Source organism: Flectobacillus longus (genome assembly GCF_030056705.1).
GTDB lineage: Bacteria > Bacteroidota > Bacteroidia > Cytophagales > Spirosomataceae > Flectobacillus > Flectobacillus longus.
In genome coordinates this window covers 133025-149341 of the sequence record NZ_JASHIC010000017.1, presented here as the reverse complement: position 1 = coordinate 149341, position 16317 = coordinate 133025, and the positions used below count along the sequence as shown (strand labels likewise).

At 37.5% G+C, this 16317-nt stretch carries 10 protein-coding genes; 2 read left to right on the top strand and 8 right to left on the bottom strand.

Annotated features, from left to right (window positions below):
- Window positions 1-248: 248 nt before the first annotated feature.
- Window positions 249-1400: a LacI family DNA-binding transcriptional regulator gene (locus QM491_RS14250; protein ID WP_283328158.1), complete on the top strand. Its 1152-nt coding sequence runs from the start codon at window positions 249-251 to the stop codon at window positions 1398-1400.
- A 267-nt stretch (window positions 1401-1667) separates the two neighbouring features.
- On the opposite strand, the gene QM491_RS14245 is transcribed toward QM491_RS14250, so the two are convergent.
- The 8 genes from QM491_RS14245 to QM491_RS14210 all read right to left on the bottom strand — a co-directional run bounded on the left by QM491_RS14245 (window position 1668) and on the right by QM491_RS14210 (window position 14682).
- The gene (locus QM491_RS14245) at window positions 1668-4805 is read right to left on the bottom strand and encodes an efflux RND transporter permease subunit (protein WP_283328157.1); all 3138 of its coding nucleotides are present in this window, start codon (window positions 4803-4805) and stop codon (window positions 1668-1670) included.
- A gap of 204 nt (window positions 4806-5009) precedes the next feature.
- Window positions 5010-6143 (bottom strand): efflux RND transporter periplasmic adaptor subunit, encoded by a 1134-nt coding sequence (locus tag QM491_RS14240; protein ID WP_283328156.1) that lies wholly within the window; start codon window positions 6141-6143, stop codon window positions 5010-5012.
- A gap of 60 nt (window positions 6144-6203) precedes the next feature.
- Entirely contained in the window at window positions 6204-7598 is a 1395-nt protein-coding gene (locus tag QM491_RS14235; RefSeq protein ID WP_283328155.1) for a TolC family protein, read from the bottom strand.
- Window positions 7599-7865: 267 nt separating this feature from the next.
- Window positions 7866-8513 (bottom strand): M15 family metallopeptidase, encoded by a 648-nt coding sequence (locus QM491_RS14230; protein ID WP_283328154.1) that lies wholly within the window; start codon window positions 8511-8513, stop codon window positions 7866-7868.
- A 108-nt stretch (window positions 8514-8621) separates the two neighbouring features.
- Window positions 8622-9317 carry an ABC transporter ATP-binding protein gene (locus tag QM491_RS14225; protein WP_283328153.1) on the bottom strand — a complete coding sequence of 232 codons (696 nt, stop codon included), beginning with the start codon at window positions 9315-9317 and terminating at the stop codon, window positions 8622-8624.
- An 18-nt stretch (window positions 9318-9335) separates the two neighbouring features.
- Entirely contained in the window at window positions 9336-10676 is a 1341-nt protein-coding gene (locus QM491_RS14220) for a DUF3526 domain-containing protein (RefSeq protein WP_283328152.1), read from the bottom strand.
- A 27-nt stretch (window positions 10677-10703) separates the two neighbouring features.
- Entirely contained in the window at window positions 10704-12149 is a 1446-nt protein-coding gene (locus QM491_RS14215) for an ABC transporter permease (RefSeq protein WP_283328151.1), read from the bottom strand.
- Between the two features lie 55 nt (window positions 12150-12204).
- The gene (locus tag QM491_RS14210; protein ID WP_283328150.1) at window positions 12205-14682 is read right to left on the bottom strand and encodes a TonB-dependent receptor; all 2478 of its coding nucleotides are present in this window, start codon (window positions 14680-14682) and stop codon (window positions 12205-12207) included.
- Window positions 14683-14956: 274 nt separating this feature from the next.
- Between QM491_RS14210 and QM491_RS14205 the strand changes: the two genes are divergently transcribed.
- Entirely contained in the window at window positions 14957-16072 is a 1116-nt protein-coding gene (locus QM491_RS14205) for a Fic family protein (RefSeq protein ID WP_283328149.1), read from the top strand.
- Window positions 16073-16317 lie beyond the last annotated feature (245 nt).

Here is a 16317-nt window from a genome sequence, read left to right as displayed (position 1 = left end):
AAATATCGCAAACGTTTTCGAAAACGACGCCGATATATATCATTATATTCAACAAAAAGTTCTACTTTTAGAAATGCTAATCTACTTGTATTTTTGAGGATAGAATAACCAAAAATGATGTATAAAAAAAATACAACAATTCGATTCAAGATGGGTTGGTAGACATAGAAAAAAGAAAAAAAGTTTAGGTTATTCTTTATCATTAACAACTCGTATAATTACTCAGACACAAATCAAGCATAAACTATATGATACAATGTACAAATTGTCAGGATACACAAAATTTGGTAAAAGCAGGTTTTGTTCGAGGTAAGCAACGATTTTTGTGTAAATCGTGTGACAGTTATTTTACAGTACAAACTACACCTGTTGTACCTGCTAAAAAAAATCATCAAACTACGATTGTGGATATTGCAAAAGCCTTAGGTGTTGCCCCTTCCACAGTTTCGAGAGCATTGAATAATAGCAAGGAGATTAATGAAAATACCCGTCAGGAAATACTAAGAGTCGCCCAAGAACTCGATTATCGCCCTAATTTGCTGGCACAAAGTCTCAATAGGGGAGCTACAAATACTATTGGCGTGGTGATTCCAGATATTCAAAGACCTTTTTTTGCTGGGGTATTGTCTGGTATTCAACAAGTGGCGAGTAATGCGGGTTATCGAGTGATGATTTGCCAGTCAAATGAATCACATTCGACCGAAACACTTAATGTACAGGCTTTAATGAGTAGTCAGGTGGATGGTTTGTTGATTAGTCATTCTGTTGAAACGACCTCTTTTGAGCATATCAAACTACATTTGAATAGAGGTATTCCAATTGTTCATTTTGATAGAGTTGCTTATGAGCTTCCAACAGCTAAAGTGATTCTGGATAACTTTAGAGGTTCTTTTTTGTTGGTAGAACATCTTATAAAGCAAGGATGTAAAAAAATAGCAATTTGTGCTGGTCCCAAAGATTTATTGATTAGTCAGGAGAGATTTGAAGGTTATCAAGCTGCTTTAAAGGAATATGGACTTATTTTTGACCAAAATTTAGTTTACCATATTGGTTTTAGAAAAAATGAAGCTGTAGATGCGCTAAATCAATGGTTATCATTGGAGTCGCCACCAGATGCAATTTTTGCAGTTCATCATGGCAATGCTATTGAACTAATGGTGGAACTGAAAAAGAGAGGTATTAAAATTCCTGAACAAATTGCTATCGCAGGCTTTGGTGATGACCAAATTGCAGAATTAATAGAGCCAGCCTTAACTGTTTTTCATCAATTTCCTTTACAAGTGGGCGAAATAGCGGCCAATACGCTCATTAATAATATCATTGATGGAGATAATTTTGTACCAGAAGATATTATCGTACAAGGGAAATTGGTTGTGAGAAAGTCTTCGTTGAAGATTTGAAGATTTGAAGATTTGAAGATTTGAAGATTTGAAGATTTGAAGATTTGAAGATTTGAAGATTTGAAGATTTGAAGATTTGAAGATTTGAAGATTTGAAGATTTGAAGATTTTCAAAAATAGATAAATAGCAAGTTAGTTAAAAAATGTAGCTTATAATAAACTATTGATAATTAGGCTAGTAAAAAAGGAATCCCACACGCGGGATTCCTTTTTTATTAGCCTAAAATATCGGAAGATTCTACATTTTCAAATCTTCAAATTGAAAAACTACGCTTTTGTGTGTTTTTTGCGGTTAGCGATTTTTTCGATAACTACGAATAAAACAGGCACAATGAAGATTGCTAAGGACGTTGCTGACAACATACCTCCAAATACGGTCCAACCAATGGTTTTACGAGATTCGGCTGCGGCACCACTTGCAAATGCTAATGGTAAAACCCCTAGGATAAAGGCTAGCGACGTCATAATAATTGGTCGCAAACGTAGTTGAACAGCCTCTAAGGTAGCAGAAATGAGCTCCATGCCGTGATCTACACGTTCTTTGGCAAATTCTACAATCAAAATGGCGTTTTTGGCCGCTAGACCAATCAAGGTAATTAAACCAATTTGTGCATAGATATTGTTTGAAAGGTTTGGTAAAAGGGTCAATGTCAAAATTGAACCAAAAGCCCCAACTGGTACAGCAAAAAGTACCGAGAATGGAATAGACCAACTTTCATACAAGGCTGCCAAAAATAGGAATACGAAGATAATCGAAATCGCAAAAATCAAAACAGTACTATCTCCCGCCTTAATTTCTTCACGACTCATACCAGAGAATTCATATGAATAGCCTACTGGCAATGTTCTTGCTGCAACTTCTTCCAAAGCTTTGATGGCTTGTCCACTACTAAAACCTGGTTTTGGAGTACCATTAATTTCAATAGCACGATACACGTTATAGTGCGAAATTAATGCGGCATTTTCGATAACTTTAGCATTGACCAAAGTTTTCAAAGGCACCATATTTCCAGCCGAGTTACGAACATAATACTGCTGGATTTTGTCCAAAGAAGAACGGAAACTACTATCTGCTTGTACCATTACACGGAAGTTACGACCATATAAGGTAAAATCGTTGACATACGAACTACCCAATAGCGTAGAAAGTGTACCAAAAATATCGTTGATATTGACACCTTGCTTTTTGGCTTGGTCACGGTTTACATCTATCTGATAACCAGGCGTTCTGGCACTAAAGAAAGTGTATGCCATACCAATTTCTGGGCGTTTGTTAAGTTCTGCTAAGAAAGTACGAGCTACTTTTTCAAACTGCTGAATATTGTCTGGACTAGTTGTTTGTTGTAATTCAAAAGTAAAACCAGCCGTTTGACCTAAACCTGGAATAGCAGGAGGAGCAATAGGTAAAACACGAGCCTCTTTGATATCAGAAGTGATTTTTTTGATATTATCAATTACACTTTGCACATGATGTTCTTTTCCTTTACGATCCGACCAAGGTTTTAGGTTTACGAAGAAAGTACCAACGTTTGATTTGTTTGAGAAACTCACAACGTTCAAACCAGCAATACCACCCACAACACGTACTTCTGGAATACGCTCCAAACGACTCATGATGTTTTGGAACATCTCTACGTTACGAGCCGTTGACGTTGCTTCTGGCATTTCGTAGGTTACATACATACGACCCTCATCTTCTGTTGGAATAAAGCCTGTTGGTTTATTTTTAAACAAGAAGAAAAGACCTACAAACAAACAAACCATCATTACCAATACCAAAGGAGTTGCTTTAATCCACTTGGCAACGCCACGAGTATAAGCAAAAGAGAGTTTTTCAAAACGATTGTTAAACCATTTAAAGAACCTGTCTAGCAAGCTTTTACGTTCACTTTCGCTAGGTGTTGGTTTGAGCATAATGGTACATAAAGCTGGAGTCAATGATAAGGCTACAAATGCCGAAAGAATTACTGACACCGCAATGGTAATGGCAAATTGCTGATACAAACGACCTACAATACCTGGCACAAAACTTACAGGAACGAATACCGCCGCCAAAATTAAGGCAATAGCGATTACTGGACCTGAAATTTCTTTCATAGCTTTTTGTGTCGCTTCTTTAGGAGTCAATCCATGCTCGTCCATATTATGCTGAACGGCTTCTACTACCACAATGGCGTCATCCACAACAATACCAATCGCCAAAACGAAGGCAAACAAGGTCAAGGTATTTATGGTAAATCCAAAAGGAATAAATAAGATAAATGTACCAATCAAAGATACAGGAATTGCTAAGATAGGAATCAACGTAGCTCTCCAGCTCTGTAAGAACAAGAACACTACGATAATTACCAAAATCAAGGCTTCTACCAAAGTATGTACTACCTCTTCGATAGATACTTTTACGACAGAAGCAGATTCTAATGGAACCACATAGTCAAGGTCTTTAGGGAAAGTCTTTTTCATTTCTGTTAAAGCCTTAGTTACACCTTCATACGTTTCCAAAGTATTTCCTCCTGGCGCTAAGTAAATAATTACAAATGCCGCAGGACGTTTTCCTACAAAAGCATTTACGCCATAGTCAAAACGACCTAATTCTACACGAGCTACATCTTTGAGATACACAATACTTCCAATACTTGGAGAGCTTCTTACAACGATATCCTCAAATTGTTCTTTGGTATTCAAACGGCTGTTTGTCAATACACTATATTCAAATGCTTGATTCTGAGGTTGTGGGTTACCACCAATTACACCAGCTGCTACCTGTAAGTTTTGTTCTGCCAAAGCTGCCGAAACATCTGATGGCGTCATGCGAAGAGCCGCTAATTTTTCTGGATCTAACCAAATACGCATCCCAAAGTCATCGGCACGGGATACAATATCACCTACACCTTTGATACGTTGGAGGGCATCTTTCAAATAAATATTGGCATAGTTACCAATGAATTTTGCATCATGTGTACCATTAGGAGAATAAAGCGCCAAGGCCATCATGATACTTGGGTTACGTTTACGAACCGTTAATCCTAAACGTTTTACCGCATCTGGAAGGGTTGGTTGAGCTACCGATACACGGTTTTGTACGTCTAGCGCAGCAATGTTAACGTCTGTACCGATATCGAAAGTTACGTTGATACTACTCTGACCACTACTGGTACTGTTGGACGACATATAACTCATGCCAGGAGTACCGTTAATTTGGGTTTCGATAGGAGTAGTGGTGGTTTGTTCTACCGTTTGAGCATCTGCCCCCGTGAATATACCCGATACAGTTACGGTAGGAGGGGTAATATCAGGATATTGAGAAACGGGCAGTGTCGCCATGGCAATAGCTCCCACAATTACAATCACAATGGATGTAACGATGGCAGTTATGGGGCGTTTTATAAAAACATCAGCTATCATAAGTAACAGATTTGTTGAATAGCTATTGGTGATTTCAAGAAAAGATAAAACGTCTTGCTTTCTAGTCTTTAACGCTTATAATGAGGTATTTACAAAATACCTTTTCAAGATTTTACAAAAAATGACCAATAGTTAAGATACTTAATAAATATCTAAGAATAAGTTAGATGAGTTGTGTCGAAACTCTACTCATCAATAGAATTACTATTTTTTCGCAGGAGCTGCTGGAGCTGGCGCTTCGGTAGTATAAACCGAACCTTCACGCAAGTTTTGAATGCCCTCTACGATGATTTTGTCGCCTGATGTCAAACCTTTTTTCACAATGACTTTTTTGCCAATCGCTGTTCCAAGTTCAACACGACGTTGCGTTACTTTGCTACTATCTCCTGGTACATATACAAAAAACTCTCCTAATTGCTCAGAAATAGCTTTGTAAGGAATGACTACAGCTGAATTATTTTTGGTCAAAACTCGTACAGTTCCTGTCATGCCCGCACGTAGGATATTTTGAGGGTTTGGAAAAATCAAACGAGTTTTGATAGTACCTGTTTGTGGGTCTACTGCACGGTCAAGTAAAGCGATTTTTCCATTGTAAGGATATTTTTCGCCATTAAATGCTAAAGTAAAAGTTGAGTCAGAAGCAGAAGTTTTTTGTTGAAGCATTTTTGAGAATTTGAAAATCTCTTTTTGGTCAACATTAAAATCAACAGCTAACTGACGGTCGGTAGATACAGTATTCAAAATAGTTTGACCTGCTGTTACGGCCGTACCTTTTTTGACCAATGAAATACCAATTGTTCCGTCGAATGGCGCAAAAATTTTGGTATATCTTACATTGGTTTGAACACTACGGATATTAGCTTTTGAGGCATCTACTTGTCTTTGAGCTGCTTCCAAAGCGGCATCAGCATTATCGACTAGTTGTTTGGCTACGGCATCGTTCTTTGCTAACTCATGATAACGGTTAGCATCTTTTTGCGCTTTTCCTAAATTAGCCTCTTGCACTTTAAGATTGGCTACTGCTTGGTCGTAGTTTGCTTCAAATAATTGGGTATCAATGGTATAAAGTAATTGTCCTTTTCTTACACGAGCACCATCAGCAAAGTGAACTCCTGAGATATAACCACTCACTTGTGGACGAAGCTCCACCATGTCAAGGGCGTTTACAGTTGCAGGATATTCATCAAAAAAGACAGCATCAGTACTTTCAACAGCTTCGATACTGACCGACACTGGAGGGGGAGTTAGTGCTGCTGTATCAGTTTTTTTTCCGCCACATGCACTGAGTAATACGATACCCACGATTGTAGCAAAAGAGTTAGTTTTATACATGAACATAGGAAACAATGTTTATTGGGTGACCGACTTTTATAATAGTCGATACAAATATTTTAAATGCTAGTAATTTAATTGACCAAGTGCTTTTTGCACATCGATTTTGCTTGAAAGTAATAAATACAAAGTATTGTAGTAGTTGATGCGTGCCGAGCGTAAATCTGTTTCTGCGGTAATGACTTCCAAATACGTTTTGATACCTGAGCGATATTGCATTTGTACAAGGTCATATACTTCTTTAGCCAACTCCATATTTTCTTTTTGAGAAAGAAAAACGGTCAAATTACTCTTGTAAGTTGCCAAAGCTTGTTGGTACTCATTGTTAACAGAATTTTTAAGATTGACCATATCCAAGTTCAAACGCTTGATTTGCCACTCAGCAGTATTGGTATTAATCTTACGTTTTCCTCCTTGGAGGATAGGCAAAGCCAAAGTCAAGTTAGCAAAAGAGTTTGGATAGTTTCTAGTGTACAAATCTCCAAAACTATTATTCAAAAAGTTAAGGTTATAAGCGCCATTCAACGATACACTTGGTAGATATGCCCATTTGCTATAATTCAAATCTGCTTCTCTCAAACGTTTAAGCGTTTGTAATTGCTGATACTCGATTCTACTTTGTACCTCTACTTTTTGTGTAGTATCAAGGGCAATTTCATTTTCCATTTGAGTAGGCTCGTACGTAATCTCCAAAGGCTTATCGACTGGATATCCCATCAAAGATTTGAGTGCTTGTAATCTTGCTTTCAGCAATTCCTCATTACTTGCCTTGGTTGCCATCGTGTTATTCAAGGTAATGGTAACACGCTTGTAGTCGATTTTGTCAGCAGTACCAGCATCATAGTTGCTTTTGGCATCTTTCAAGCTCTTTTTCAGACGAATGATATCGCCTTCTGCAACACTGATTTGTTGTTTGGTCGAAAGTACCGCATAAAATGCTTTGGCTACATTGGCTGCAACAGCAATTTTATTGTTGGTAATCGTTTGTGAAGCTTGTTGTCGAACATCGTTTTGTGAACGATTTGCCAATAACAAATCACGGTTAAAAATACTTTGTGTCAAACTAAACTGAGCGGCTGAAGTATTGTCAACACCTAGTTTTACAGGATTACCTCCGATAATACTCGTCTGAACAGCAAAGTTGTGTTGTAAATTGTAATTAAAATTGATTTGTGGATACCAATCTGCCAATTTGCTTTTGATGGTATTTTCAACAACGCGTTGGTCTATGACCGACTGTTGAATTAAAGGTTGATGTTTTAGTGCATATTGAATCACATTATCAAGTGTGGCTTTGTCCAAAGTTGGAGATTCTGCCGCAAGATTCTCTGCACTAGTACCCTGAATCGCAGTGGTAGTCTGCGTGGTTTGGGAAAATGTTTTGCTCGATAAACTGAGTAAACTCAGTGCTGTAAAAAACAGCTTCGTCCACATTTTTCCGTTGTGAAGCCTAGTACTCATGAATTTAAGTTTTAGTAATTGATTATTTGTTCTGCTGAGGTACAACGTATTTAGACAACGCCGACCAAGTTGGTTTCGTTCCGATTTTAAAATCGTTTTCGATAAAATGGTCAATATTGTTGACTATTGTGCTAAAATACCCGATGAACAACATGAAAGGGTATGATAAATAATTGATAGCTGAGTTTAATCATGGGAGATTACTTTTTTGTAAAAAAAAAGGAAGAGTGCCATGCACTCTTCCTGCTAAAATCAAGCCAAATGTTATTATTCGAAGGTTTTGAAGGGTAAATCCAAGATTTCGAAATTTGTACTACTCTTATAATTAAAATGCCACCACTCCATTGGATCAACGACAAAATCGTACTTTTTCATCACCTTTTTTAATAGCTCTCTATTTTCTTTAGCCTCGTCCGAAATCAATGAAAATTCAGGATGAGAGGCATATACCAACGCATCGAAAGGGGTTGGCATTTTGAGTTCTTTTCCTGTTTTTAAATCTACCAAAGTCAAATCCAAAGCAATACCTCTATTGTGCTTGCTACCTGTCCAAGGCAAACCCATATATAAGGTGTCGGGGAGCATTTCAAACATTTGAACGGTGACCGAATACGGACGGTAAGCATCATAAATTTTGAGTGATAAGCCCTTTGATTTTAGTTCTTCCTGAACTTTGGCTAGCGCCTTGGCTACTGGCAGACGAATATAAGCTACGGCTTTAGAATAGAGTTTTTGATAAAAAATATTCTGTGAAGTAGCATATTTAATATCCAGCTTGATGCTGGGAACATATTCTTTCAATAACACTAAAGCTTTATTGCTATCCTCTTTAACCGATTTTAGATAGGTTTCTTTGGTATATATGACCAATAGCTTTTTCGTATTCTGAGCCTTGATTGAATGAATGGATAACACTAGTAAAGTGCTAATAATAAGAGTTTTAAAAAAGACATTCATGAAAATTGAGAGTGAAAATAATGTGTAATTTGAATTGAACCAATTCACAAGGATAGCTGACTGTCCCTAGATTGTTTGCAGATACAACTGCTCCAGTTCATTGGCAGATATAGAAGAAGCATCAATGACGGATACTAAGTTCCCTTCTTTCATAATACCAATGCGGTGTGCTACTTCTTTCGCTCTAAAAATATCATGCGTCGCCATTAAGATAGCGGTACCATTTTGAGACAGTTCTTTAAGTATTTCCGAAAATTCATTGGAAGCCTTTGGGTCAAGTCCGCTGGTAGGTTCGTCGAGCAAAAGTACCTTGGCTTTTTTAGCAATGGCAATAGCTATGCCTACTTTTTGACGCATTCCTTTTGAATAACCTCCCACACGATTATGATGTGCAATGGCTTGTAAACCAGCCTTCTGTAATAGGGATTCTAGTTCTTGTTCTGAATAGTTAAATCCTGCTAATGAAGAGAAAAAAGCAAGGTTTTCTACACCCGAAAGGTTAGGGTATAGCATGACCGTTTCGGGAATATAAGCAAGATGCTTTTTAGTTTCAGTTGGATTTTGTGCGACCACAATGCCATCAATTACAGCATCGCCTGCGCTTGGTTGGATAAAACCTAAAAAACAATTGATAGTAGTTGTTTTTCCTGCGCCATTTTGCCCTAGTAAGGCAAAGATTTCTCCTGCTTGAATTGTTAAATTGAGTTTATTGAGAGCGGTATAATCACCATATTGTTTCGTTAAATTATGAGCTGTAAGCATGGTCAAAAGGGTTGAATATTAGAAAATTAAATTCTTCATGGCTTTCCAGAAACAAAGCAGTGAAATCAAGAACATCGGGAAAATCGTTGTAAACCAATGAATAATCACTTTGTCATGAAATGAAGCTAATTTGAATTGCGTCCAGTTTTCTTGGTTTACGGGCATTTCTGCAAATATTTTTGGATAAAAATACAAGCGCTTTTGCTCATGGAAATTTTCCAAGGCTTTCCAAAAATTCAAATTGTTTTGAATATCAGTTAGACTTAATTGGTTGAAAGATAATTGAGTATTGATACTCGGAACCACCCAACCAATGATTTGAACGAGATGTTCTCTTTGCTGAAGTTTTTCTTTGAGTTGCTGAGATGATACCATCGATTCGTCATCTGCCATTTGCTGTGCTGCATAATACCACAGCCAACTATAGTCATGCCCTTGTGGATGTTTGTATTTTCTGAACTGAGGATAATGCTGGTAAAATTTTTCAATCGTAGGTTCTTTGGCTTTATCCCATTTGGAGTGATATGCCTCACGACTATCCAAGGTAGTTTTGAAAGCTTCGGGCACGGGATAAATAGCTGTCACGGTAGCATTGACACTGGCAGGGATAATAATGGTCAACATAACCCATGTGATTAACAAAATTAGGGCATTTTGACTTGAGCTCTTTTGCCAAGATACTACTAGCCAAGAGATACAAAACCAAAAAGTTACATACAACATAGCCACCAAACAAAATGCTATGAAAGTGAGGTCGAAAGCAATAGAAAGGTAAAATTTGGCAATAATGAATAAGAGAATAAGTACCAATAGAATACTGAAATAGCGAATACCAATCTTCCAGAGTAATACTTTTTTAGGGTTTTGGGCTTGTGTCAAAAGTAAACTCCAAGTGCCTTCTTCTTTTTCTTCGGAGATAATATTGAAACAAAAAGCGATGATAATCAGGGGAAAGAAATAGAGTAAAACAAAGCTAAAATCCAGATTTCCTAATAACTGATACATGGGATTCATGAGATCAGTCGTATATTTTTGCTCTTCCAGATTTCGAATCGTAACACTGATGATTGAAGGGTTTATATCTCGTTGTCCAATCGATAAACCTGCCAAATTGGGAGTATGATTGACCAAGCCAAAACGGAGATAGTACAGCAACAATCCCATTTCTTTATTGACATTTTGTACATATCTATCAATATTTTCTTGCTGATAATGCGCTGTTTTTTCAATTACTTGAGCGTTTTTTTCTAAAAATTGCTTTCCAATGTTAAGACTTACTAGTCCTGAAATCAACAATAGTAAAAGCCCCAACATTAAGCCTTTTGAGCGTATAAAGTCCTTGATTAATAAAGTTTTCATAAGTTCCTTGCCGTTTATATGGTACTTTTATGCCTTAAATTTTCTCTCTTGATTTTTTACCAAAAAGCCCAATCCCCAAAGCCATATTGCCATAGTCAAAAATGAATAAACTTCACTTTTCAAGACTGTTTCTAGACCTAAAAAACGATATTCAAAGTCTGGGAAAGTACTCCAGTATTTTTGACTGATACTGTAGTTTTTCTCGGTAGGTTTACGCTTTTGATTACTGATTAGCTTGATTTGAAGCTGATTCATGTGTTGTGTCAGTTGGTAGCGATAGGCTTCTGTTTGCTTTTGAAAATCTCGATAATTGGCATAATCGGTGCCTGAAAGCGCCATCGATATATTTTTGATGGCGATGAAGGGATTCAAAATAGCCGTTTTTTTGACTATATCTTGTTGAGATTCGTACGTTTGAACTAGTTGCTTTTGATGCCGATTGTACACTTCGGCACTCAATCGCTCACCTTCTTGCATAACTACACCGCCATAATTGAAGGGTAACTTGTGAGTAGAATCTACGCCATAAGCTTTGAGCAAGGAGTCTTTCAAAGCCGAAAAGTGAGGGTCGTTGGGATTATGACTATCGCCTAGCTTGATTAATTCGGCTTCGATGGCGGTATCAAATTCTATTTTTGAAGGAGAATGATACAAGTTTTGTCCAACAACTTGAGATATTTTTGGTAAAACCAAGGTAAAAATCAGCCAACAGCCAATCAATTGGGTAAGTGCCGACTTAGAAGATTGACTTTTTGCTGAAACAAAAACAACTAATAAGCTGATAATCAATATGTAAATTAGATATAAAAAAGCTAAAAATACCCATCTTGCAAGTGGTTCTACTCCTGTGTGAGATTCCATATTCAAGCCTATTAAAAGGGTACTCAATAAGAATGCAGGCAACAAAACGGTAAGTGATAGGGTAAACAATCCAAGCGTTTTGCCCCAAATAAGTTCTTGCCAACTAATGGCTTGTGTCAAAAGAATCTTGAGAGTTCCATTTTCTCGCTCTTTAGCAATCAAATCAAAACCCCAAAATATGAGTAGTAGAGGAATTAAAAGTTGGAGAATTAAAGCACAAGAAAGTTCTCCAAAACGTAATAATCCGCTTGAAAAACTAGCCTCTGAAAAATTCACTGTATTTTGGCGATGTGCTTCAAGAAATACCGCATTCCCTAGAAAACTGTCCATCCCGAAGTCAAAAAAACTTAGAGGGTAATTTTCTCGAAAAGCTACATAGCCGTAATGCGCCATGCGGTGTGGATGTTTGTCTGGGCTTTTTTCCCAACCTTCACGAACTTTAGTATGGTAATGTTCTGTGTTTTCGTGATGGTTTTTCATGGTAAAATATCCCGTAAAAATCGAAAACAAGAGCAGAGCGTTAAATAATATAATCAAAACCTTTGTACTTCGAGATTTTAGGGTGCTTTGCCAGACTTGTTTTGCTAGAATTTTTAGAATCCAGAATCTCATATTTTTATGTGGTTTATAGAAAATAGAGACGTTGTAGGCAACGTCTCTGTGAAAATTAGAATTTGTAAGTCATCGTTAGCATAAAATTACGAGGAGCACCTGAGAATAGACGCGTATAGTTTTGAGCGCCCAACCAATATGTTGTATCAAAAAGGTTATTGATATTGAGTGCAATTTGAACATGGCTTTTGCTTGGGGTGTAATACAAAGCTGCATCAAAAGTGGTAAAAGCAGGAACTTCAAATCCACGGGTAAACCAAGGAATTTTGCTTCCTTGATATTGTACACCAAAGCCAATCCCTAAATCACTCAAACTCGATTGAGCATCAAAATTGTAGCGAGTCCATAAGTTTGCACTATTTTTGGGTGTATTTTCCTTACGTTGACCAATTAAATTAGCGTCACGGTCCATCACTACAATAGCATCGATATAGCTGTAAGAAGCATTTAATTGCCAATTGGGTAAAATGAAACCTGCTATATCTACTTCAAAACCTCTACTTCTGTCGGCTCCACGTTGTACCAACAAATCTGGATTGCTGGGGTCATTGGCATTCATCAGAATATTTTTCTGATTGATTTCATAAATCGCAGAATTTACGGTAAATCGTCCTCCAAGAATCGTAGCCTTCGCTCCAACTTCTTTCAAATCACTTTCCAATGGCTTAAACATCGCTGCCGATTGGGCAGTCCAAACATAGTTACCTGTACTTGGCATCAAAGTAACCGTATTCGATTGTGGCTGATAACCTTTGAGATAAGTTCCATACACATTAATTGTCTTGTTTACTTCGTAAGCCAAGCCAACACGAGGAATAAGTGCAGTGTTTTTGAAAGAGGCTTCGTTGGGAGCATGGTAATTGGTAATATCCTCAAACCATTCGTTTCTTAAACTCAACAAGGCTGACCATTTTCCCAGTTTGATTTGCTCTTGCATATAAATCGCCTCTGTTGTCGTCATCGCCGATGGAATTGCCGTGCGAACATTGAGCGTATAATCATTGAGGTTTCTGACTGTGTAACTTGGGTTGTTAAGGTCAAAATAACTCACATTAGGACGTGGTAATGTTTTTCCATTGTATGTAATCGTTTGATAATTAGAAGCATTAGCTACCGAAAAACTGCTGGTGACACCTCCATCCTTCAATAAAAAACCTCTTGCTGCATTTTGCCCACCTCCTTTGATTTTGTGCCAAAACTGTCCATCGTAGCCAACCAAGAGTTTATGACTGGTTTTTCCTAAATCAAAATTGGCATTGAGGTACAAGTTGATATTATCGGTACTCCATGTTTGTTTGCGTTGGATAAATTGCATTCCGACCAAGCTACTTACCTGTGCGCCAGTAATATCCGTCGCAAAGGCATTGGTTGTGCGGTGTTCTTGCAAATCTTCCAACCAGTTTTGTTTCATATAGGACGCATTGAAAATCAAATTCTTCGTAAACTTATGCGAAAGATTTCCCATCAAAATCAGGTCTTTTGACGAAAAAAAATCACCCGAAGCACTCAAACTCGTATTAATAGGGGTGCTGTTCAAATTAGTTACGCCTGCTACTGCTCCAAAAATCGGTTGACCTCGGTCGAGTGTCCCATTGAGATTGCTATAAATCAATTCAGCATTGATGGCAGTTTTGTCACTTGGCAAATACGTAAATGAAGGAGAAATCAAAATAGCGTTATTGTTGACCAAATCTCGATAGGACTTGGCATCTTGATAAGCGCCATTCAGACGATATAGAAGTGTTTTTGACTCATTGAGAGGACCTGTAAAATCGAAAGTTCCACGAACAGTACTAAAACTTCCTGCACTCAAACTTACCTCATGGCGTTCTTGCGCCAAAGGCTTTTTGGTAACCATATTGATACTTCCCCCTGGGTCAACACTCGAAAAAGTGACCGATGCAGGACCTTTCAGAACTTCTACACGCTCGATGTTGGTGGTGAGTGGTTGTAAAAAATAGTACTGACGAGTACGCATCCCATTGATGATTTGTCCTTCTTCGTTTTGACTAATGCCTCGAATGCTATATTGATTATAAAAACTAGAAGGAATCACGCCACTGGCAATCTTGACCGCATCGGCTAACTGAAATGCTTGACGGTCAGCGATTAACTCCTTAGTCACTGTACTCATCGCTTGTGGCAATTCTTTGTTTTTGATCGCAATTTTGGTAGCCGAAAAACTGTACTCACTGTTGTAATCTTTTTGTGTACGACCCACAATTTCAACCGCTTGGAGTTCAGTATTATCATTAACTAAAGTAAAAATCTGCGGTGTTGAAGAAGTATTAAACTCAATTTTTTTGCTTAAAGTTTTGTATCCAATCGAGCTAATGGTGATTTGTGCTGTACTAAAATCTAGTTGTTCGATTGTAAAAGTGCCATCATTGTTGGTAATAGTAGATTTAGTTTGTTTAGCTGATTTAAGCTTTACGCTTGCATGTGGGATAGCTTGTTGATTTTCGTCGACTACTTTGCCTTTTATCGAATTTTGGGCAAAAGTAGTCAGGCTCAATAGCAGTAAAATTGCCATTGAGAGCATTTTTTGTAAGTACATGAAAAAAAGTATAAAGTTTAAATTGAGAAAATAGAAAGTTTTATATCAATACATAAAATCGTTTTTGCAATACTGTTGCAAATATAAAACAAGAATTGATTTTCCTAGAAACTTTTACCTTGAAATCTATAAATTATACTGTATTTAGGTTTTTTGCGTTAAATAAGTTGAATATTCGTTGCAAAATATGCAGCGAATATTGCGTATGCGGTAAATAATGAATATATTCACAGTATAAAATGCGGTGAATATGTATATCTATCAACTTCTAAAATGGCCTAATTTTACTTGGGACCCCGAAATAATCACACCCTTGTTGACTTCGGTACGGTATAAGCAGGGCAAACTAACAGGGCGAATGATGGGTTTGGGTTTTTCTTTGCAAGAAGAAGCCGAGCTTAAAACGCTCACAGAAGATGTCCTTAAAACAAGTGAAATTGAAGGTGAATTATTGAATCCTGAACAAGTTCGTTCATCAGTTGCACGCAAATTGGGCATGGACATTGGAAGTTCTGTGCCTTCCGACCGCCATGTGGATGGGGTAGTCGAAATGCTCTTGGATGCGACCAAGCATTTTTCCCAGACATTGAGCAATGAGCGGTTATTTGGTTGGCATGCGGCTTTATTCCCAACAGGCAGAAGTGGTATGTTCAAAATCACAGTGGGCGATTGGCGTACAGCCCAAGAAGGTCCAATGCAGGTGGTATCAGGAGCAATGGGAAGAGAAATTGTGCATTTTGAAGCGCCTATAGCCGAAAAAGTACCAGACGAAATGCAAGCATTTTTGGCGTGGTTTAATGAAAATCAACCTTATGATTTGATTTTGAAAGCAGGCATAGCCCATCTTTGGTTTGTGACGATTCACCCTTTTGATGACGGCAATGGTCGAATTGCTCGTGCGCTGACAGATTTACTATTGGCTCGCTCAGATGAAAGTTCACAGCGTTTTTATAGTATGTCTTCCCAAATACAAAAAGAACGAAAAACTTATTATACCATGCTCGAAAGAACCCAAAAGGGAGATTTAGAAATTACAGACTGGTTATTTTGGTTTTTGACATGTTTAGAAAAAGCCCTCACAGAAGCAGAGCAAACGCTGGATTCAGTATTAAAAAAGGCACATTATTGGACTTACTTTTCAACTAAGATACTCAATGAACGACAACATGTTATGTTGAATAAACTTATGGATGGTTTTGATGGAAAACTGAATACATCTAAATGGGCAAAAATGATGAAGGTTTCTAACGATACGGCATTGAGAGATATTCAAAATTTAGAAAGTCAACAAATTTTGGTCAAAGAAGAAGCGGGAGGACGTAGTACACATTATCAATTAATTGATTTTGGGAAAATTGTTTTTTAATAACAACACTTACCAATAACACTGCTAGTCGTATTGTGATATATGTGACTAGCAGTACCTACATTAAAGGCTAAGTAATCGTGCAAAATAAGATTTAAGTTATGTGTTTAGGCACTAGGCAACAGGCACAAGGCACAGAGTGTTAAAATGTTTTTATTACCCACAGCCATGCTTTTTCCAAAACCCACCGCCGAAAGCCGTTACCTGAAAGCCCAAAGCCCAATCTTTCATTTTACCCGCTTTAA

Excerpts from the sequence above, each read along its gene's own strand:
- QM491_RS14225 (WP_283328153.1), bottom strand. The coding sequence starts at position 9,317 with ATGCTTACAGCTCATAATTTAACGAAACAATATGGTGATTATACCGCT.
- QM491_RS14205 (WP_283328149.1), top strand. The coding sequence starts at position 14,957 with ATGTATATCTATCAACTTCTAAAATGGCCTAATTTTACTTGGGACCCC.
- QM491_RS14215 (WP_283328151.1), bottom strand. The coding sequence starts at position 12,149 with ATGAGATTCTGGATTCTAAAAATTCTAGCAAAACAAGTCTGGCAAAGC.
- QM491_RS14210 (WP_283328150.1), bottom strand. The coding sequence starts at position 14,682 with ATGGCAATTTTACTGCTATTGAGCCTGACTACTTTTGCCCAAAATTCG.
- QM491_RS14220 (WP_283328152.1), bottom strand. The coding sequence starts at position 10,676 with ATGAAAACTTTATTAATCAAGGACTTTATACGCTCAAAAGGCTTAATG.
- QM491_RS14245 (WP_283328157.1), bottom strand. The coding sequence starts at position 4,805 with ATGATAGCTGATGTTTTTATAAAACGCCCCATAACTGCCATCGTTACA.
- QM491_RS14240 (WP_283328156.1), bottom strand. The coding sequence starts at position 6,143 with ATGTTCATGTATAAAACTAACTCTTTTGCTACAATCGTGGGTATCGTA.
- QM491_RS14250 (WP_283328158.1), top strand. The coding sequence starts at position 249 with ATGATACAATGTACAAATTGTCAGGATACACAAAATTTGGTAAAAGCA.
- QM491_RS14235 (WP_283328155.1), bottom strand. The coding sequence starts at position 7,598 with ATGAGTACTAGGCTTCACAACGGAAAAATGTGGACGAAGCTGTTTTTT.